Annotated in this window: 16 protein-coding genes; 15 read left to right on the forward strand and 1 reads right to left on the reverse strand. The window is 68.2% G+C overall.

Features of this window, described 5'->3' with window-relative positions:
* The 12 genes from AC1DXX_RS26485 to AC1DXX_RS26540 all read left to right on the forward strand — a co-directional run.
* Nucleotides 1-1,076: lyase family protein (locus tag AC1DXX_RS26485; RefSeq protein ID WP_478137193.1), on the forward strand; the 1,076-nt coding region annotated here is incomplete at its 5' end.
* On the forward strand, nucleotides 1,073-1,516 hold the full coding sequence (locus tag AC1DXX_RS26490) for a carboxymuconolactone decarboxylase family protein (RefSeq protein WP_478137194.1): 444 nt from the start codon (nucleotides 1,073-1,075) through the stop codon (nucleotides 1,514-1,516). The genes AC1DXX_RS26485 and AC1DXX_RS26490, both read left to right, overlap by 4 nt.
* A gap of 47 nt (nucleotides 1,517-1,563) precedes the next feature.
* Nucleotides 1,564-2,730 (forward strand): multidrug effflux MFS transporter, encoded by a 1,167-nt coding sequence (locus AC1DXX_RS26495; RefSeq protein ID WP_478137218.1) that lies wholly within the window; start codon nucleotides 1,564-1,566, stop codon nucleotides 2,728-2,730.
* On the forward strand, nucleotides 2,727-3,491 hold the full coding sequence (locus AC1DXX_RS26500; protein ID WP_478137195.1) for an alpha/beta fold hydrolase: 765 nt from the start codon (nucleotides 2,727-2,729) through the stop codon (nucleotides 3,489-3,491). Before AC1DXX_RS26495 ends, AC1DXX_RS26500 begins: the two co-directional genes overlap by 4 nt.
* Before the next feature lie 133 nt (nucleotides 3,492-3,624).
* Nucleotides 3,625-5,502: a bifunctional sugar phosphate isomerase/epimerase/4-hydroxyphenylpyruvate dioxygenase family protein gene (locus AC1DXX_RS26505; protein WP_478137196.1), complete on the forward strand. Its 1,878-nt coding sequence runs from the start codon at nucleotides 3,625-3,627 to the stop codon at nucleotides 5,500-5,502.
* 28 nt (nucleotides 5,503-5,530) lie between these two features.
* The gene (locus AC1DXX_RS26510) at nucleotides 5,531-6,940 is read left to right on the forward strand and encodes an MFS transporter (RefSeq protein WP_478137197.1); all 1,410 of its coding nucleotides are present in this window, start codon (nucleotides 5,531-5,533) and stop codon (nucleotides 6,938-6,940) included.
* A 50-nt stretch (nucleotides 6,941-6,990) separates the two neighbouring features.
* Nucleotides 6,991-7,665 carry a DsbA family oxidoreductase gene (locus AC1DXX_RS26515; RefSeq protein ID WP_478137198.1) on the forward strand — a complete coding sequence of 225 codons (675 nt, stop codon included), beginning with the start codon at nucleotides 6,991-6,993 and terminating at the stop codon, nucleotides 7,663-7,665.
* A 123-nt stretch (nucleotides 7,666-7,788) separates the two neighbouring features.
* Nucleotides 7,789-8,259 carry a hypothetical protein gene (locus tag AC1DXX_RS26520; protein ID WP_478137199.1) on the forward strand — a complete coding sequence of 157 codons (471 nt, stop codon included), beginning with the start codon at nucleotides 7,789-7,791 and terminating at the stop codon, nucleotides 8,257-8,259.
* Nucleotides 8,259-9,857: a DUF1800 domain-containing protein gene (locus AC1DXX_RS26525; RefSeq protein WP_478137200.1), complete on the forward strand. Its 1,599-nt coding sequence runs from the start codon at nucleotides 8,259-8,261 to the stop codon at nucleotides 9,855-9,857. Before AC1DXX_RS26520 ends, AC1DXX_RS26525 begins: the two co-directional genes overlap by 1 nt.
* A gap of 154 nt (nucleotides 9,858-10,011) precedes the next feature.
* On the forward strand, nucleotides 10,012-11,223 hold the full coding sequence (locus AC1DXX_RS26530; RefSeq protein ID WP_478137201.1) for a DUF1501 domain-containing protein: 1,212 nt from the start codon (nucleotides 10,012-10,014) through the stop codon (nucleotides 11,221-11,223).
* Nucleotides 11,224-11,462: 239 nt separating this feature from the next.
* Complete coding sequence (locus AC1DXX_RS26535; RefSeq protein ID WP_478137202.1) at nucleotides 11,463-12,869, forward strand: NHL repeat-containing protein; 1,407 nt, start codon at nucleotides 11,463-11,465, stop codon at nucleotides 12,867-12,869.
* Between the two features lie 181 nt (nucleotides 12,870-13,050).
* Complete coding sequence (locus AC1DXX_RS26540; protein ID WP_478137203.1) at nucleotides 13,051-13,494, forward strand: cupin domain-containing protein; 444 nt, start codon at nucleotides 13,051-13,053, stop codon at nucleotides 13,492-13,494.
* A 126-nt stretch (nucleotides 13,495-13,620) separates the two neighbouring features.
* Here AC1DXX_RS26540 and AC1DXX_RS26545 read toward each other — a convergent pair whose 3' ends face one another.
* Entirely contained in the window at nucleotides 13,621-15,744 is a 2,124-nt protein-coding gene (locus tag AC1DXX_RS26545; protein ID WP_478137204.1) for a glycoside hydrolase family 3 N-terminal domain-containing protein, read from the reverse strand.
* A 151-nt stretch (nucleotides 15,745-15,895) separates the two neighbouring features.
* On the opposite strand from AC1DXX_RS26545, the gene AC1DXX_RS26550 reads away from it, so the two are divergent.
* Genes AC1DXX_RS26550 through AC1DXX_RS26560 form a run of 3 tightly spaced genes read left to right on the forward strand, consistent with a single transcriptional unit; the run spans nucleotide 15,896 to nucleotide 20,396 of the window.
* A complete protein-coding gene (locus AC1DXX_RS26550) occupies nucleotides 15,896-17,191 on the forward strand; it encodes a glucoamylase family protein (RefSeq protein ID WP_478137205.1) in 1,296 nt (431 codons plus the stop codon).
* Complete coding sequence (locus AC1DXX_RS26555) at nucleotides 17,188-18,639, forward strand: glycoside hydrolase family 15 protein (protein ID WP_478137206.1); 1,452 nt, start codon at nucleotides 17,188-17,190, stop codon at nucleotides 18,637-18,639. Before AC1DXX_RS26550 ends, AC1DXX_RS26555 begins: the two co-directional genes overlap by 4 nt.
* A complete protein-coding gene (locus tag AC1DXX_RS26560) occupies nucleotides 18,636-20,396 on the forward strand; it encodes an ABC transporter ATP-binding protein/permease (RefSeq protein ID WP_478137207.1) in 1,761 nt (586 codons plus the stop codon). Before AC1DXX_RS26555 ends, AC1DXX_RS26560 begins: the two co-directional genes overlap by 4 nt.
* The last annotated feature ends 39 nt before the right edge of the window (nucleotides 20,397-20,435 follow it).

The following is a 20,435-nucleotide window of genomic DNA, read 5'->3' on the forward strand; positions in this document are numbered from 1 at the left end:
GCGCCGCGCACTCGATCGTCGGCAGCTGCAAGGTCGAGCTGTTCGACGTCGCCAAGATCGTGCGCGAGAGCGGTCGCGCCGGCAGCGTCGCGATCCCGCTGGTCAAGGCGTTGCGCGAGGCCGTGGGCTTGTTCAATGCCGAAGCTGCACCCTTCGTGCACTTCGGCAGCACCAGCCAGGACGTGATCGACAGCGCGATGGCGCTGGTCACGCGCGAGGCGGTGGCGCTCGTCGAGGCCGACCTGGCCAAGGCGGCCGATGCCTTGCTGCGCCTTGCCACGAAACATGCCGAGACGCCGATGCTCGCGCGCACGCTGATGCAGCCGGCCTCGGTCACCAGCTTCGGCTTCAAGTGCGCGGGCTGGGCAGCGCCGCTGGTGCGCAGCCGCATCCGGCTGCGCGATGCGGCAAGGCATGCGCTGCAGCTGCAGCTCGGCGGCGCTGTCGGCACGCTGGCGCAGATGAAGGGGCAGGGCGCCGCGGTGCGCCGGCGCATGGCCAGGGAGCTCGGCCTGGGCGATCCCGGCGCGACGTGGCACACGCAGCGCGACGAGTGGGTCGCACTCGGCTGCGAGCTGGGGTTGATCACCGGCAGCCTCGGCAAGATCGCCGTCGACATTGCCCTGCTCGGCCAGTACGAAGTCGGCGAAGTCGCCGAGCCCAGCGAACCCGGCCGCGGCGGCTCGTCGGCGATGCCGCACAAGCGCAACCCGGTGGCCTCGATGGTCGCCATCGCCGCTGCGCACCGCGCACCGCAGCGCGTGGCGGCCTTGCTCGGCGCGATGCCCCAGCAACACGAGCGCGCGCTCGGCGCCTGGCAGGCGGAGCTGGCCGAATGGCCGCAACTGCTGATGTCGGCCCACGGCAGCGTGCGCGCGATGGCTGGCGCATTGCCCGGCCTGCAGGTCGACGTTGTGCGCATGCGCGCCAACATCGACCGCCTGCGTGCCGAACTGCCGCGCGAAGCGGCCGACGAATGGTTCGACCCCGCGCTGGCCGTGAACGCCGGCCAGATCGCGATGGCCGAAGTGAAGGCGCTGCAAGCCAGGCTCTCCGACAAGGAACTCACCCCATGACCGCCCCCGAAACCCCGAGCAACGACGCCAACGACTACGAAAGCGGCCTGGTCAACCGCCGCCGCGTGCTCGGCGACGCCTGGGTCGACAAGTCGCTCGCCAACCGCAACGGCTTCAACGCCGAGTTCCAGGAACTGATCACGCGCCACGCGTGGAACGACATCTGGGGCCGCCCGGCGCTGGGCGACAAGACGCGCCGCTACATGGTGCTGTCGATGATGCTGGGCATCCATGCGTACGAGGAATTCGCGATGCACGTGCGCGCCGCACTCGACGGTCCGCCCGCGTCGCGCCTCACGCCGGACGACATCAAGGAAGTCATCATGATGGCCGCCATCTACTGCGGCGTGCCGGTGGCCAACCATGCCTTCGGCATTGCCACGAACATCCTGCGCGAGAAGGGCCTGCTGCCCGCGGCACCTCCGTCGGCAGCGCAGTGAGCGCGCCGGTCGCCCGCAAGGGCCGGTTCGATGTCTCGTTCAGCCTGATGCTGCCGCTGCTGCTGGCGGCGCAACCGGTCGCTACCGACAGCTACCTGCCGGCGCTGCCCGCGATTGCAAAGGAGCTTGGCTTGGCCAGCACCAGCCTCACGCTGTTCGTGCTGGCCTTCGGCTTTGCGCAGCTGCTGTGCGGCCCGCTGGCGGACCGGTTCGGCCGGCGGCCTGTGCTGCTGGCCGGGCTCGGCTGCTATGCGGTTGCGGCGCTCGGCGGCGCGTTCGCGGGCAGCGTGGCGATGCTCGCGGGCTGGCGCACGCTGCAGGGCTTTTCGATGGCAGCGATATTGGTGTGCGCGCGCGCCGCGGTGCGCGATCTCTATCCGGCACACGAAGGCCCGCACGTGATGGCGCGCGGCCTCACGGGCCTCGGCGTGGTCGGCCTGATGGCGCCGCTGCTCGGCGCGTGGCTGGTGCAGGGCGCGGGGTGGCGCTGGGTGATGGTGGCGATGGCCGTCTATGCGGCGCTGCTGTTCGCGCTGTGCTGGCGCTCCTTCGGCGAAACGCGCAAGCCGCTGACGGGTGAATCGTCCGCGCCGCGCGGCAGCACGCGCGCCGTGTTCGCCAGCCGCGCCTTCCGGGCCTGGGCCTCGGTGGCGGCGACGACCTACGGCGGGCTGTTCTGCTTCCTGCTGCTCTCGCCCATGGTCTACATCGGCTACCTCGGCTGGTCGCCTGCGATGTACGGCTGGATCCCGGCCGGCGGCTCGCTGGTCTACATCTTCAGCACCACCATGTGCCGCAGCCTGCTGCGCCGCCATGGGCCGGTGCGCACCGTGCGGCTCGGTGCTTCGTTGAGCATGGCGGGCGCGATCGTCCAGGCGCTCGGCTGCTGGCTCATGCCGCCGAGCGCCGTGCCGCTGCTGCTGGGCCACGCGGTGTACTGCCTCGGCCACGGCATCCACCAGCCCTGCGGGCAGGCCGGCGCGGTGGGCGACCTGCCGCATCTCGCAGGCCGGGCCGTGTCGTGGTCCGGTTTCGGCATGATGATGGTCGCGTTCTGCGTGGGGCAACTCGCCGCGCGTTTTGTCGATGCCGATTTCTCCCACGGCGCCTGGCCGATGGTCGTGCCGATGCTGCTGGCCGGCTGCGTGCTGCTGGCGATTGCGTTCCTCTGGCTGCCACGTCTTCAACATCCGATAAAGGAAACAACACCATGACCCGCTTGAATGTCGTTTGCGAAGGCGAGGGCCCCATCGTCGTGCTCAGCCATGCGCTGGGCTGCAGCCTGCAGATGTGGGACGGCGTGGCGGCGCAGCTCGCGCGCGCCCACACGGTGCTGCGCTACGACCACCGCAACCACGGCGCTTCCGAGGTGGTGCCCGGCACGCTGCGCGTCGAGACCCTGGCGCAGGACGTGGCCGAGCTCATCCAGCGCGAGGCGCAGGGCGAGCCCGTGCATTTCGTCGGCCTCTCGATGGGCGGCATGACCGCGCAGGCGCTGGCGGTGCGGCATCCCGAGCTGCTGAAGACCGTGGTGATCGCCAATTCGTCCGCCTACTACCCCGACCAGGCGCCGTGGCGCGCGCGGGCCGAGACGGTGGGCGCCAACGGCGTGGCGGCCATCGCACCCGGCGCCGTGGCGCGCTGGCTCACGCCGGCCTATGTCGGCACGCCCGAAGGCACGGCCGCGGCGAAGGCGCTGCACGACGTGCTGGTGGGCACCGACGCCCAGGGCTACATCGAGAGCTGCAACGCGGTGGCCGCCATCGACTTCCGCGAGAGCAACCACCGCATCGCCGTGCCGACGCTGGTGATCGGCGGGCTGCAGGACGAGGCCACGCCGATGGCGATGTCGGAGGCGATGGCCGCCACGATTCCGCGCGCGCGCCTGGCGACCATCGATGCCGCCCACCTGAGCGCGGTGGAGCGCCCCGTCGAGTTCGCACAGCTGCTGATCGATTTTTGGCGCAGCCTCTGAGGCGCTGCCGCCGTGGCCGAGGCCTAGGTGTATCCCGTATTTCGTTCGAATAATGAACGGCTGCGTTCGATAATCGATCAAGAGGGCGCTGAATAAGTTGTGGCGCGGGCTGCGGGTTTCTAAAGTCCAACCCATGCATCGCTCCATCGCCACGGTATCGCTCAGCGGCACGCTGCGCCAGAAGCTCGAAGCCATCGCGGCCGCGGGCTTCGACGGCTTCGAGCTGTTCGAGGCAGATTTCATCAACTTCAAGGGCACCGCCGCGGAGCTGCGCAGCATCGCCGCGGACCTGGGCCTCTCGATCGACCTCTACCAGCCGTTCCGCGATTTCGAAGGCATGCCCGAGCCGCAGTTCCGCCGCAGCCTGGAGCGCGCCGAGCGCAAGTTCGACCTGATGGAGGCGATGGGCGCGCCGATGGTGCTGTGCTGCTCCAACACCTCGCCGCTGGCCATCGGCGACCCGGCCCTTGCGGCCGCACAGCTGCACGAACTCGCGGAGCGCGCCGCGCGCCGCAACCTGCGCGTGGGCTTCGAGGCGCTGGCCTGGGGGCGCCACACCTCGTTGTACGGCCAGGCCTGGGACATCGTGCGGCGTGCCAACCACACGCACCTCGGGCTGATCCTCGACAGTTTCCACACGCTGTCGCTGAAGGACGATCCGGCGGGCATCGCCGACATTCCCGGCGACAAGATCTTCTTCCTGCAGATGGCTGATGCGCCGCTGCTCTCGATGGACGTGCTGCAGTGGGCGCGCCACCACCGCTCGTTCCCGGGGCAGGGCGATTTCGACGTGGTCGGCTTCTTCACGCAGGTGCTGCGCGCGGGCTACACCGGGCCACTGTCGCTGGAGATCTTCAACGACATCTTCCGCGAGACCCCGAACCGGCGCACCGCGGTCGATGCGATGCGTTCGCTGCTGTATCTCGAGAGCGAGGCGAGGCAGCGGCTGGACGCGCCTGCGCAGCCGCTGCGTGTCGAGCTGTTCAGTCCGCCGCCGGTGCCGGCGCTCTCGGGCCTGTCGTTCATCGAATTCGCTGCCGACGAAGCCTCGGCCGAAAAGCTCGACGCGCTGCTGCTGCAACTGGGCTTCCGCCGCGCAGGCCGGCACCGTTCCAAGGCCGTGACGCTGTACCGGCAGAGCGAGATCAACCTCATCGTCAACGCGCAGCCCGATTCCTTTGCGCGCGGCCGCTTCGATGCGCACGGCACCTCGGTGTGCGCGCTGGGCGTGCGCTGCGCCGATCCGCTGGCGGCCGTCGATCGCGCGACCGCCATGCGCTCGCAGCGGCACGACAGCCCGGTCGGCCCCAACGAGCTGCATGTGCCGGCGATCGTCACGCCGGGCGGCAACCTGATCCACTTCGTGCCCGAAGCGCTGGGCGCCAATGGCCTGTACGAAGCCGACTTCATCCTCGAAGAAGACGCGCTCGATGCCAGCGGCGCCGGCCTGAAGCAGATCGACCACGTGGCGCTCGGCCTCGCGCTCGACCAGCTCGACACCTGGGTGCTGTTCACCCGCGCCGTGCTGGGGCTCGAGCCCGGCGAAAGCCTCGAGCTGGCCGACCCCTTCGGCCTGATCCGCAGCCGCGGCGTCGCCAATGCGGACCGCAGCGTGCGCCTCGTGCTCAACGTCTCGCTGAGCCAGCGCACCCGCACCGCGCGCACGCTGAGCGTGACCGGCGGCGGCGCGGTGCACCACATTGCCTTGCGCTGCGACGACATCTTCGAGAGCGTGGCGCGGCTGCGCGCCAACGGCACGCGCTTCGTGCCCATTTCGGACAACTACTACGACGACCTGGCCACGCGCATCGACCTCGACCCGGCGCTGCTCGCGCGCCTGCGCGCGGCCGGCGTGCTGTTCGACCGTTCGCCGGCAGGCGACTACCTGCACATCTACACCGAGAGCATCGAAGGCGGATTCTTCTTCGAACTTGCACAGCGCACCGCGGGCTATGACGCCTACGGCGCGCTCAACGCGCCTGCGCGCATGGCATCGCAGGCGCAGGAATAGATTTTTTTCGTCAACCCGGAGACAAACCATGGCAAACACCACGGCCCACGAGCCGCAAGGCAGGCACCAGTCGAAGAAAGCCACCGCCAGTGGCTGGATCGGCTCGGCGCTGGAGTACTACGACTTCTTCATCTACGCCACCGCCGCGGCGCTGATCTTTCCCCAGATCTTCTTTCCCAAGGGCGACCCGCAGATCGCGATCATCGCGTCGCTCGCGACGTACGGCGTGGGCTACGTCGCACGGCCGATCGGCGCACTGCTGCTGGGCCACTGGGGCGATACGCACGGCCGCAAGACCGTGCTGATTCTCTGCATGTTCCTGATGGGCTTTTCCACCATCGCCGTCGGCCTGCTGCCCACGTACGACCAGGTCGGCCTGTGGGCGCCCGCGATGCTGGTGGTGCTGCGCCTGATCCAGGGCTTCGCGGTGGCCGGCGAGATTTCCGGGGCGAGTTCGATGATCCTGGAGCACGCGCCGTTCGGACGCCGCGGCTTCTTCGCGAGCTTCACGCTGCAGGGCGTGCAGGCCGGCCAGATCATGGCGGCCGCCGTGTTCCTGCCGCTCGCGCACTACATGGACAAGGACGCCTTCAACTCCTGGGGCTGGCGCATTCCGTTCCTGCTGAGCTTCATCGTCATCGTGGCCGGCTACATCATCCGCAAGGAAGTGGACGAGACCCCCGCCTTCGCCGAAGTCGACAAGAGCGCCAAGGTGCCGAAGGCGCCGGTGATCCAGGCCGTGACCGAGAGCTGGGGCGACATGCTGCGCGTGCTGCTGTGCTCGCTGATGAACGTGATCCCGGTGGTCGCGACCATCTTCGGCGCCGCCTACGCGGTGCAGCCGGGCTACGGCATCAACTTCGAGAAAGACATCTACCTCTGGATTCCGGTGATGGGCAACATCTTGGCCGTGATCGTGATCCCGTTCGTCGGCAACCTGTCGGACAAGATCGGCCGCCGCCTGCCGATCGTCGTCGGCGCCCTCGGTTCGGGCCTGCTGTCGTTCGGCTACCTGTACGCCATCAGCATTCACAACGTGCCGCTGGCCATCGTGATGTCGCTCCTGATGTGGGGCGTGGTCTACCAGGGCTACAACGCCGTGTTCCCGAGCTTTTATCCGGAGATGTTCCCCACGCGCACCCGCGTCTCTGGCATGGCGATCTCGCAGAACATCGGCACCGCGATCACTGCGCTGCTGCCGGCGCTGTTCGTGGCGGTCGCGCCCCCCGGTGCGGCCAACATCCCGCTGACCGTCGGTGCCATCACGCTGGCGATCTGCGCCATCGCCGCGATCTCGGCCTGGACCGCCCGCGAAACCTACCGCGTGCACATGAACGACCTGGGCCAGCCCGATGCGGTTCCGGTCGAGAAGACCGAGTACGACCGGCTGCGCGAACAGACGCTGTCGGACGCCCGCATGGCCAAGGCCGCTGCCTGAGTGAAAACCTTGCGCGCACCAAGGGTTGTGGCGCCGTGAAGAATGGCGCCATGACTTCCCACCTCAAGATCGATTTCGTCTCCGACGTGTCCTGTCCCTGGTGCGCCGTTGGCCTGAGTTCGCTCGAGGCAGCAATCCAGCGCGTGGCACCGGAGGTCACGGCCGAGCTGCACTTCCAACCCTTCGAGCTGAACCCGCAGATGCCGCCCGAAGGCCAGGACACCTTCGAGCACCTGAACCAGAAATACGGCTCCACGCGGGAGCAGCAGGCGCAATCGCGCGAGATGATCCGCCAGCGCGGCGCGGCCGTGGGCTTCGAGTTCAGCCCCGGGGGCCGTCCGCGGGTCTACAACACCTTCAACGCCCACCGGCTGCTGCACTGGGCCGAGCTCGAAAGCCCGGCCAAGCAGGCGGCGCTCAAGAAGCTGCTACTGAAGGCCTACTTCACCGACAGCCAGAACCCGTCCGATCCCGAGGTGCTGGTGCGCGCGGCCACCGAGGCCGGGCTCGATGCGGCACGTGCCCGCGAGATCCTGGCGAGCGACGAGTTCGCCGCCGAGACCCGCGAGCGCGAACGCATGTACACCGATGCCGGCATCCACTCGGTGCCCGCGATCATCATCAACAACCAGCACCTGATCTCCGGCGGCCAGCCGGTCGAGGTGTTCGAGCGCGCACTGCGCCAGATTGCCGGCGCTGCGCCGGCGACCCTGTCCGTGGCCTGACTTAGCCGGCGCTTAGGCGCTGTCTTTGCGCAGCGTTACGAGGGTAAAGAGCGTCAACGCGGAGCGGGTCCCGATGGTTGAGGAGGCGTCCTTGACTCGCCATCACTCCCAGGAGCTCCGAAGATGAAGAAGAAAAGCCTAATCGCCGCACTCGCCCTCATGGCAGCGGCTTCGTTGCCCGCATTGGCCGACGAATACGGCAGGCACCCGTTCTACCTCCACGCCTTGTCCGACCTGCAAACAGCGGCCTGGAAGGTGGAGCACCGCCGCCCCGAAGACGGGCAGATCTCGCGCGACGAGCAGGTGGTGGTCGACGAGATCCACGCCGCCATCGGCGATCTGCAGCACGCTGCATGGCTGGACGGCAAACCCCTCGAATGGCGCGAGCCCATTGATGCGTGGCTGCCCCGCGATGGCCGCCTGCACGCGGCGGTCGATCTGTTGCGCAAGGTGCGCTCCGATGTGGCGCGCGAAGAAGACGACCCGCGCTCGCGGCCGTTCCAGCAGCGCGGCCTGGCGCACGTAGACCTGGCGCTCAACACCGCGCAGCACGCCATCGGCGACGTGCGCCGTCACGACATGCGCAGGGAGTGATGGCGGTGCCGGCCGCCGCGTCGATCTTTTCGGTGCGCCGCGCGTCGATGGCGCTCGGCGCGTGTGCGCTGGCCTTGCTCGCGGCTTGTGCAAGTGCACCGGGCGATCAGYGGCCCGTGGTGTCGGTATCGTTGCCCTCCGCGCCGCTCAATGACGCCACGCGCCTGCGCTGGCTCGACCGGGTGAGCTGGGGCGCCAACGCGAGCAGCGACGCGCAGCTTGCAAAACGCGGCCTGTCGTTGTGGATGCGCGACCAGCTCAATCCGCGGCCCGCGCCGCTGCCGCCCGCGGCACAGGCGCAGATCGATGCGATGAGCATTTCGCGCACGCCGCTCGACCAGCTTGTTACCGAACTCGACGCGCAGCGCAAGGCCGCCGATGCGCTGCCCGACGAAGACCAGAAGAAAGCCGCGCGCCAAGCCTACCAGCAGCGGCTCAACGAGCTGGTGCGCGAGGCGCAACAACGCTTCGTGCTGCGCGCGCTGTACTCGCCCAACCAGCTGCAGGAGCAGATGACGTGGTTCTGGATGAACCACTTCAACGTCAACCTGCGCAAGGACAACATCCGCGCGATGGTGGGTGACTACGAAGAGAACGCGATTCGCCCGCATGCGCTCAGCAAATTCCGCGACTTGCTCGGCGCCACGCTGCATCACCCGGCGATGCTGCGCTACCTCGACAACGCGCAGAACGCCGCCAACCGCATCAACGAGAACTACGCGCGCGAGCTGATGGAGCTGCACACGCTGGGTGTGGGCGGCGGGTATTCGCAGGCCGACGTGCAGGAGCTGGCGCGCGTGCTCACCGGCGTGGGCGTGAGCTATCAGCCGCTCGATGCGCCGCCGCCGAACGTGCGGCCGGCCGTGCGCGCCGACTACGTGCGCAAGGGGCTGTTCGAGTTCAGCCCCAACCGGCACGACTACGGGCCGAAGACGCTGCTGGGCCAGCCCATCAAGAGCCGCGGCCTGGCCGAGGCCGACGAGGCGCTCGACCGCCTGGCACGTGCGCCGGCCACCGCGCGCTTCATCTCACGCAAGCTCGCCGTGTACTTCGTCTCCGACGATCCGCCGCAGGCATTGGTCGACCGCATGGCCGCGGCCTTCACGCGCAGCGACGGCGACATCGCCATCACGCTGAAGGCACTGTTCGAATCGCCCGAGTTCGCTGCCTCGCTGGGCCGCAAGTTCCGCGACCCGGTGCACTACGTGATGGCCGGCGTGCGGCTTGCCTACGACGACCGCGTGGTGTCGAACGTGAACCCGATGCTCGGCTGGATCAACCGCATGGGTGAACAGCTGTACGGCCACGAGACGCCCGACGGCTATCCGCTCAACGAGGCAGCCTGGGCCAGTGCGGGGCAGATGAACACGCGCTTCGAGATCGCGCGCGCCATCGGTGCGAACGGCGCGGTGCTGTTTCGAGCGGACGACAAGGCGCCGCTGGAAAAGCCCGCGTTCCCGCAACTGGCCGATTCGCACGCGGTGCGCGCAATGCAGGTCGGCATGAGCGCGGACACGCGCGAGGCGCTGGGGCAGGCGAAAAACCCGCAGGAGTGGAACACCTTCCTGCTGGCGTCGCCGGAGTTGATGCGCCGTTGAGGTTTTGGTTTTTCTCCCTCCCCCTTTGGGGGAGGGCAGGGGTGGGGGCATGCGGCGTTTGATGAATCACCGAGGTCAATCGAACGCCGTCGTGCCCCCATCCCAACCTTCCCCCAAAGGGGGAAGGGGCAAGACAGAAGAAAGGACAACCGTCATGCAACGTCGAGAACTGCTCAAGCTCATGGCCGCTGCCCCGTTTGCGGGCGCCGCGGGCCAGTTGATGGCTGCGCCCGCAGCCGAAGGCGCCAAGCTGCTGGTCGTGTTCCTGCGCGGCGCGTACGACTGCAGCAACCTGCTCGTGCCCACGAGTAGCGACTTCTACTACGCCTCGCGCCCCAACATCGCCATCGCACGCCCCGGCACGCCCAACGGTGCGCTGCCGCTCGACAACGACTGGGGCCTGCACCCCGCGTTGGCGCAGAGCGTGATGCCGATGTTCCAGCAGAAGCAGGCCTCCTTCGTCGCCTTCGCGGGCACCGACGACCTGACGCGCAGCCACTTCGAAACGCAAGACTCCATCGAGCTCGGTCAGGCGCTCGACAAGCGTCGCGACTACCGCTCGGGCTTTCTCAATCGGCTGGCCGGTGTGCTCGGCGCGGGGCCCGTTACCGACGTGTCGCCCATTGCCTTCACCGACCAGTTGCCCATCTCGATGCGTGGCAACGCGAAGGCCGCCAACATGGCGATCGCGGGCAACGCACGCTCGGGCATCGACGCGCGGCAGAGCCAGATCATCACGAGCATGTACCGCAACACCACTCTGGCCCAGCCGGTGGCCGAGGGCTTCCAGGTACGCGACGAGGTAACGCGCGCGGTGCAGGCCGAGATGGACGCCGCCAGCCGCAACGCGATGACCGCCAAGGGCTTCGAGCTCGTCGCGCGCCGCATGGCCTTGCTGATGCGCGACCGCTTCGATCTGGGCTTCGTCGATGTCGGCGGCTGGGACACGCACGTGGGGCAGGGCGGCGCCACCGGCTACCTCGCCAACCGTTTCGAAGAACTGGGCCGCGGCGTGGCCGGCTTCGCCCAGGAAATGGGCGACGACGCATGGCGTCAGACCGTGGTGGTCGTCATCAGCGAGTTCGGCCGCACCTTCCGCGAGAACGGCAACCGCGGCACCGACCACGGCCACGGCACCGTCTACTGGGTGCTTGGCGGTGGCCTCTCGGCGCAGGCCGGCGGGCGCATCGTCGGCGAGCAGCAGGCACTGACGCAGGCCACGCTGTTCCAGAACCGCGACTACCCGGTGCTCAACGAATACCGGGCGGTGTTCGGCGGGTTGTTCAGGCGGATGTACGGCCTCTCGCCGGCACAGCTCGCGCGGGTGTTCGACGGTGTGGCGCCGAAGGACCTGCAGCTGGTCTGACGCTCCCGGGGCCAGGGCCCCGCTCCCCAACCTCATGACCTTCAGGCGGTTCGTCCGCCCCGCCCGCCGCGGTGCCGCACGGGCGGGCGCAGCCGTGCCGCGCGCTGCCATCTACCCATTTTCGGCGATGGCAAAGAAACAAATAGATAACAAAAATCAACAGCGTGAAACCTTTCGGGCGTTCAGGCGCGGAGCGCGGGTTTCTCGTCGTGAATCGATAAAACCAAAGAGGGCAGTGGATGTTTTCCAGTCGCGTGAGTTTTTACGGGCGCTGCGGCGCCGTGGCCGGTGCGATCGTGTTGCTGGCTTCCTGCGGCGGTGGGGGTGGCGGTGGCGGCGCGGGCTTCCTGCCGATCGTTGCGCCGGCGCAGCCCCAGACGCCCGAGACGCCGCAGACCCCCGTCGTCGTGACGCACACGGTCGGCGGCACCGTCGCCGGCCTGACCGGCAGCCTGGTGCTCCAGAACAACGCGGGCGACGACCTGAAGCTCTCGGCCAACGGCAAGTTCACCTTTACCACCGCGCTCGCCGAAGGTTCGGCCTACGAGGTCAGCGTGCGCACCCAGCCCCTGTGGCAGTTCTGCACCGTGACCAAGGGCAGCGGCAAGGCCTCGGCCGACGTCGGCGACGTGGCGGTCGCCTGCTCGGCGGCGGTGGCGCAGGTGTCCACGTTTGCTGGGTCCGGCGCCACCGGCTCGGCCAGCGGCAACGGGAACGCCGCATCGTTCTACCTCCCATACAGCGTGGTCGTCGACAAGAACGGCGGCCTGCTCGTGTCGGATGTGGGAACCAACCTCGTGCGAAAGATCACCCCCACTGGCGATGTCACGACATTTGCGGGCGGTGGCAGCGGCGGTGGTTCGCTCGATGGCAACGGCACCGCAGCCTCGTTCGGGGGCCTGGCTGGTCTTGCCCTGGATGCGGCGGGCAATGCCTATGCCACGGAAGTCTCCGGCCACCGGATCCGCAAGATCACACCCGCGGCCGACGTGACCACGTTCGCGGGCAGCGGTGTCCCCAGTTCCATCGATGGCCATGGTACCTCCGCCACGTTCTACGGCCCTGCGTCGGCGGCCACCGATGCTGCCGGCAACATCTACGTGATCGAACTGCTCGGCGCCGTCGTCCGCAAGATCACGCCTGCCGGCGACGTCACCACGCTGGCTGGCTCGGGCACTTCTGGCTTCGCCGATGGCACCGGGGCTGCGGCATCTTTCAGCCAGGCCTACGGCATCGCGACCGACACGACCGGCAACGTCTATGTGGCCGACGGCGGCAACAACCGGATCCGCAAGATCACGCCCGGTGGCGTGGTCACGACGCTGGCCGGTTCGGGCGGGATCGGCGCTGCCGATGGGGCCGGCAACTCGGCATCTTTCTACATGCCAGGCGGGCTGACGGTGGACAGCGACGGCACCATCTACGTGGCCGACACGGGCAACAGCCTGCTGCGCAGGATCACGCCGGCGGGCATTGTTTCCACGATCGCCGGCCAGCCCGGCGTGCTGGGCGCGCAGGACGGCATCGGCGCGGCCGCTACGTTCAGGCAGCCTTACGGGGTGACGGTGGATGCCAGCGGCACGCTGTACGTGGCCGACACCTTCGGCAACCTGATCCGCAAGGTCACGCCGGTTCGCGCGCCCTGAGGTTTCTGCTCCTCGTCGGCATTTCCCGGACGATGTCCGCGGTGATGCCGATGGCCATCGCGGACTGGCTCGCAGGGTCCGCCCTTGGTAACGGAATGAAAAGGCTGCATCCGGTGCATCGGCATACGCCGACGGGACCGCGGGCGCGCAGAATCGCGTTCGCACTCCGGGGGAATTGAACATGACGGTTCCGTACTTTGTCTTGACGCCCGACCGGCGTGAACTTCCTCTGAACGTGCTCGGCACGCAGGTGACGGTGCTGGCGTCGAACGCGGCGACGCAGAGCTATGGCATCACTCTGCAACGGGGTGACGAGGGAACCGGGCCGCCGCCGCACAGCCACGACTGGGACGAATCTTTCTACGTGCTTGGCGGCGAGGTCGAGTTTCTCTGCGACGGCGACGCCCACATGTGCCGGCCCGGCACGCTCGTGCATGTCCCGCGCGGCACGGTGCACGGCTTTCACTACGGCAAGGGTGGCGGCCAGATGCTCGAGATCACCGGGCAGGACGCCTTGGCGGCCCAGATGTTCGCCGCCGTCGACCGCGAGATCCCGGCCGGCCAGCCCGATATTCCAAAGCTGCTGGCGGTGCTCGAGCGGAACGGCGTTACCGTTGCAGGTTGATCAGTAGGCGGGCCGCATCGGGCATGAAATCCGGGTTCGGCGATGCGGACTGATCGCCGGCGGCAACGGACGATCAGGATGAAATCGCGTGCCGCCACAACCCGTCCGCGCCGGACCGCCAGGGTTTCAACACAACTCGATGGTCTGGCGCAGCAACCCTGATGGCTCGGCACTCGGCCCGACGAGGATCTCGACTTCGCCCGCCTCGAACAAGGGCTGCAGGTCCGGCCCGAGGTAGCGCAACTCGGCCGCCGGCAGTTCCAGGGTCACCGAGCCGGCTTCGCCCGGCATCAATCGCAGCTTCGCGTAGCCCTTGAGCTCCAGCAGCGGCCGGGTGACACGGCTCAGCTTGCCGCGAACGAACAGGAAGACAGTCTCTTCAGCCTCGCGCGCGCCAACGTTGCGCAGTCTGACGCTGATCTTCAGCGCGTCCTGCTCGCGCACGCGCCGCGGCTCGACCTGAAGCTCATCGTAGAAAAACCGGCCGTAAGTCAAGCCATGGCCGAAGGCATACAGCGGCGTGTTGTCGACGTCCTGGTACTTGCTCGTGAAGTAGTCGGCGGGATTCATCGGCCGGCCGGTGGGACGCTGGCCGAAGCAGATGGGCAACTGCCCGACGGCGCGCGGCCAGCTCATCGGCGTGCGACCGCCAGGCGTTACCCGGCCCGTGACCACGTCGACGATCGCATGGCCGGCTTCGACGCCGAGGAACCACGCAGCCAGCAGCGCATCGGCGTGTTCGGACAGCCAGGGGACGACGAGCGGGCGGCCCGAAAACAAGATGGCGACGACGGGGATGCCGAGCGCGTGTGCACGTGCCGTCACCGCTTCGGCCAGAGCCTGTTGTAGCCCGGGAAGCGCGGGCGTGGCGCGGCTCGCCGCCTCGCCGCTCATCGTGGCGCGCTCGCCCAGGCACAGCACAACGGCGTCGACGCCGTCGCACAGCGCGACGGCAGCTTCGATGCCGCTGTCGTCATCACTCTCGATGGCGACGCCCGACGCGTGGCGTATGTCGGTCTGCGGCAGCGCGGCGCGCAGGCCGGCAAGCACGCTGATGGCCGGCTCGTGTTCGCCTGCACCCCACCACGGGCCTTTCATCTCGGTGCTTGCGTCGGCCAGCGGGCCGATGACACACAGCGCCTTGGCCGCTGCAGGCAAGGGCAGGGTGTCGCGCTCGTTCTTCAGCATGACGATGGCCTTGCGCGCGGCGTCGCGCGCCAGCGTGCGCCGCTCGGCGACAACCGCCGCGGGTTCCGGTGTCGCGCCGCGGCGGTAGGGATCGTCGAACAGGCCGAGCTGCTCCTTGAGCCGCAACACGCGGCGCACACTCGCGTCGATCTCTTCGATCGTCACCCGCCCTCGCTCGAGCGCGATCGGCAGGCCCTTGCGATACGCGTCGGCCATCATGTCGATGTCGACRCCGGCCTTCAGCGCCAGCACCGCGGCATCGACGAGATCGGCGGCGACCCCGTGCTTGATCAATTCCGCGATCGCGTTGTAGTCGCTGACGATGACGCCGTCCCAGCCCATCTCGCCGCGCAGCCAGTCGCGCAGCAAGGGGATGTGCGCCGTCATCGGCACGCCGTTGAGATCGGTGAAGGCGGGCATCAGCGTCGCGACGCCGGCGCGTACCGCTGCTGCGAAGCCCGGCAGATGCACCTCGCGCAAGGTGCGCTCGGAGATGTCCACGGCGGCGTACTCCCGCCCCGCGGTGACCGCGCCGTACGCGACGAAATGCTTCGCACAGGCGGCCAGCGATTCGGCCGACGACAGATCGGCCCCCTGGAAACCGCGCACCTTGGCCTGCGCGATGCGTGCGTTCAGCCAAGGGTCTTCGCCGGGGCCTTCCGCGGTGCGGCCCCAGCGGGGATCGCGCGATACATCGAGCATCGGCGCGAAAGTCATCGCCAGGCCTTCGGCAGCGCCTTCGCGCGCGGCCTCGCGCGCCGTGCGCTCCCAGAGGTCTTCGTCGAAGGTGCCGGCCTCCGCAAGCGGGATCGGAAAAAGCGTGCGATGGCCATGAATGATGTCCAGGCCGATCAGCAGCGGAATGCCGAGCCGTGACTTCTCGACGGCCAGTCGCTGCATCTCGTGCGTGGGGCCGGCGCCGACCATGTTCAGCAGATTGCCGACGGTGCCGTCGATGATCGACTGCGTGGAGTCCCCCGCGAGCACCGGCCCGGTGACCGTGTAGCCGGAGGCAGTCATCGTCAGTTGACCCAGCTTTTCGGCCAGCGTCATCCGGGCCATGAGGGTGTCGATGCGACTCATCAGGGATTTCGAATAGAACCCAGGGGGCCTAATGATGGCATGCTGCGGGTGAGCCGTCGGCCGCATGGCGCAGATGATTCCGTGACACCAGACGTGACACCCGGGACGACGACAACGAAAGGATCTGTTCGTGTTGAAGAATGACAGGAACGCGAGGGCCTTGGCGGCCCTGCCCGATGAAGCCTTGATCGACGCCGTGCAGCACCGGACCTTCCGCTATTTCTGGGAGGGTGCGGATGCCGCCAGCGGCCTGGCGCTCGACCGCCGCACGCTCGCCAGCGTCTCACCCGATGACAGGAGCTATGACAGCGTTGCGATCGGCGGCTCGGGCTTCGGCATCATGGCCTTGATCGTCGCGGTGGAGCGCGGCTGGGTCACGCGGGACGCAGCGCTGGAACGCCTGGGGCGCATGCGGGACGCCCTCTTTCGCGCCAGGCGCTACCACGGCGCCTTCCCGCACTTCATGGACGCAGCGAGCGGCGCGACGATCCCGATGAGCCCCAAGGACGATGCGGGCGATCTGGTCGAGACCTCGTTCCTCTGCATGGGCCTGCTCTGTGCGCGCCAGTATTTCAGTGAGGACACGACCGCGGCGCGCCGGTTGCGCAGCGACATCGACACGCTGTGGCACGACGTCGAATGGAACTGGTTCACCCAGGGCGGACGGGACGTCCTGTACTGGCACTGGAGCCCGAACCACGGCTGGGCGATGAACCATGAAGTGCGCGGCTGGAACGAGTGCCTCATCACCTACCTGCTGGCCGCGGCCGCGCCGCGCCATGCGATCGATCCGCGGGTCTACCACCGCGGCTTCGCGGCGGGGGACGGTTTCGTCAACGGCCGGTCGTACTACGGCATCGAGATGCCGCTGGGCATGCCGTACGGCGGCCCGCTGTTCTTCACGCATTACTCGTTCTGCGGCCTCGATCCGCGCGGCCTGAAGGATCGCTACGCCGACTATTGGGATCTCAACTGCCGCCACGTGCAGGTCAACCGTGCGCACTGCGTCGCCAATCCTCAGGGCCACCCGGGCTACGGCGAATCGTGCTGGGGCCTGACCGCCAGCGACGACCCCGACGGCTACCTCGCGCACGCCCCGGACATCGACAACGGCACCATTTCGCCGACGGCCGCGCTGGCCAGCCTGCCGTATGCGCCCACCGAGGTGATGCGGGTTCTGCGGCATTTCCTCGCCGTGCATGGCGAGCGACTGTGGAGAGACTATGGCTTCGTCGATGCGTTCTGCGAGCGGCGCAATTGGTTCGCAGAGACATTTCTCGCCATCGACCAGGGCCCGATCGTCGTGATGATGGAGAACCACCGGACGGGCCTTCTGTGGAAACTGTTCATGAGCGTGCCCGAAGTGCAGGCCGGGCTGCGCGCCCTGGACTTCAGCAGCCCGTATCTCGGGTCTCCTGCACCGTGACCTTCAGCGTGGCGAGCCAGCAAGACCCGGCTTTCGAGTCCTGGCTCGAAACACAGCTGTGCCATTCGGCGAGCGCGATGCTGTCAAGCATCTCGCCGGTGTCGATCGTCAAGCATCGCCCGGGCTTCGATCAGTCCATACAGCCGATAGTCGGCGCCGTCGTCGCCTCGCCGGTGCTTGGTAATTACGACCCGGACCCGGACTACTTCTTTCATTGGTTCCGGGACTCTGCTGTCGTCATCGATGCACTGCGCCTGCTCTACGTCGACCGACGCATCGGCGACGAAGCCCTGCAGCATCTGCGCGATTTCACCCGCTTCAGCCTTGCCGTGAACGGGCTCGACGGCCGCGCAGTTGCCGCGGAGCAGGGCCGCAGAGCGCGCGTGGCCCCCGAACTCCTGCAGTACCTGCGCGAAGACCATGACCTCGCGAGCGTCCACGGCGATGCGGTCGTCGGCGAGACGCGGGTGAACCCCGACGGCACGCTCGATGTCCTCCGCTGGGCGCGCCCCCAGCACGACGGGCCGCCATTGCGCGCGCTGGCGCTGCTGCGCTGGGCGGCCGGCGGGCACCTCGACGCGGCCCTGCTGGCGGAAGTCACGCCGCTGATTCGCTTCGACATCGACTTCACGCTGCGTCACTGGCGCGAGCCGTCGTACGACATCTGGGAGGAAGAGCTCGGTCACCACTACTACACACTGCGTGTTGCAGGGGCCGCGCTGGCCGAAGGCGCGGCATGGCTGGAGGGCTTGGGCGACACGGCGCAGGCGCAGCGCTGCCGGCATGAGTCGCAGGCCGTGCTCCGCCTGCTCGACGACTACTGGGTAGACGAACGAAACGAGCGAGACGAACGGTCAGACGATCGCGACGCGACGCGCGGCTACTACCGCTCGCGCGTGCTGGCGGACGGCCGGCCCAGTCCGAAGGCGCTGGACATCGCGGTGATCCTGTCGGCGATTCACAGCCTCGGCACCGAGGCCACGCGCCGCGCGGCCGATCCACGCATGCCGGCTGCGCATGGACCGGCCGATCCGCGCATGCAGGCCACGCTGGCGCGACTCGACGCGCTGTTCGATGCGGCCTATCCCATCAACCGCGGCCGTGCCGCAGGCCGTGGCGCCGCGATGGGGCGGTACGCCGGCGACGTGTACTACTCGGGCGGCGCGTACTACTTCTCGACGCTCGGCGCCGCCGAGTTCTGTTTCCGCGCCGCGGCGATGGGTGGCGATGCACGCCATTGGAATCAGTGGATGGGGCGCGGTGACGCCTACCTCGCCACCGTACGCGCGTACACGCCGGCCGGTGGTGATCTGTCGGAACAGTTCGACCAGTGCAGCGGCGCGCAGACCTCGGCGAAGCAACTGGCCTGGAGCCACGCCGCGTTCATTTCGTGCGTCTCGGCGCGCCGCATCGCGGCCGCCGCTTGCCAGGCGCCGCGGTGGCGATGAGCACGAGGCCAGAGAACCGTGTCGAGCCGGCTGCAAGGACCGGTGTCTTCCGTCAGGCCAGCGAGTTGCTCGGTGCCTTGCGAGTGTCCCCGGTCGCGAAAACGCTTGTCGCGCTGATGGGCGCGATCGTCGTGGTCGTCGCGCTCACGGCGTATGGGCAGATCGAGCTCAATAGCTGGAACAAGCCGTTCTACGATGCGATCTCGCGTCGCGACCTTAGCGAATTCATCGCGCAGGTCGGCGTCTTCGCGGTCATTGCGGGCGTGCTGCTGGTCTTGAACGTCGCGCAGAGGTGGCTGGGCGAAACCTTGCAGCTGAAGCTGCGCGAGGCCGTGGTCAATGACGTCGTGGGGCTGTGGCTGCAGCCGCGCCGGGCGTTCTGGCTGCAGGCCAGCGGCCCGATGGGGGCCCATCCGGATCAGCGCATGCACGACGACACGCTGAAGCTGTGCGATCTGTCGGTCACCCTCGGCGTGGGGCTGCTGCAGGCAGCGATGCTGTTCGGCAGCTTTGCGAGCGTGCTGTGGGTCCTCTCCAAGGACTTCAGCCTCTTCTTCGACGGCCAGGACCATGTGTTGCCGGGCTTCATGTTGTGGGCGGCGATTGCCTATGCGATCGCCGGCTCGGTGGTCACCTACTGGGTCGGCAACGGCCTGATCTCGCGCAACGCCGAGCGCTACGCGCGTGAAGGCGAACTGCGCTTCTCGCTGACGCGCATCAACGAGCATCTCGACGGCATCTCCCTGGCCGGTGGCGAGGCCGACGAGAAGCGTCGCGTCGCCATGCATTTCGGCGACGTCTTGCGCGCCACATCGCGCGTGGTGCTCGGGCTGACCAACCTCACCTGGGTCACCGCGGGCTTCGGCTGGGTCACCATCATCGCGCCGACGCTGGTGGCCGCACCCCTCTACTTCTCGGGGAAGGTTTCGTTCGGTGGCTTGATGATGGCCGCCGCGGCCTTCACGCAGGCGCAGTCGTCGCTGCGCTGGTTCGTCGACAACTTCAGCATCATTGCCGACTGGCGCGCCACGCTGCTGCGTGTCACCGACCTGCGTCGGATGCTGGCGTCCGATCTGGAGGCACAAGCGGGCGGCAGTCGCATCGCCTATGAAGAGAGCGAAGCCGGGGCGCTCGCGATCGAAGCGCTCGAGGTTCGCTCCTGGAGCGGCCACGATCGGCTGGACGCCCCGGGTCTCGTCGTGCACCGCGGTCAGCGCGTCTTGATCCTCGGCACACCCGGCACCGAGAAGACCTTGCTGTTCCGGGCGCTCGCGGGCCTCTGGCCCTGGGGCTCCGGCACCGTGCGCCGGCCCGTCGGCGAGACGATCCACTACATGCCGCGCGGCACGCCCTACATTCCCCGCGGCACGCTGGCTGAAGTGCTGTCGTATGCGATGGAACCGTCGAGCTACCCGAGAGAAGCCATGGTGGCCGCACTGGCGAGTGTGGGCCTCCAGCGCTTGGAACCATTGCTGAGCAAGACGGGTCGCTGGGAGAGCGAGCTCAGCATGGACGAGCAGTTGCGGCTGGGCTTCGCCCGCGTGGTGCTGCAGGCACCGCCCTGGCTGGTGATGGACGAAGCCTTCGGCGCATTCGACGACGACACGCTCGAACTCATCATCGACGTGCTGGGCAAGCTCACGCAGACGGGGATCATCCACATAGGCTCGGCCGGAGAGGCGCACGACCGGCTGTTCACGCAGGTGGTGCACCTGGTCAAGGCGCCGAACGCAGTGCCCGAGGAGCAGCGACCATGAGACATCCCGGGTCAACCGTCAGTCGTGCGCGTCGCGCCC

It is taken from the genome of Variovorax sp. P4_B10 (assembly GCF_056402375.1).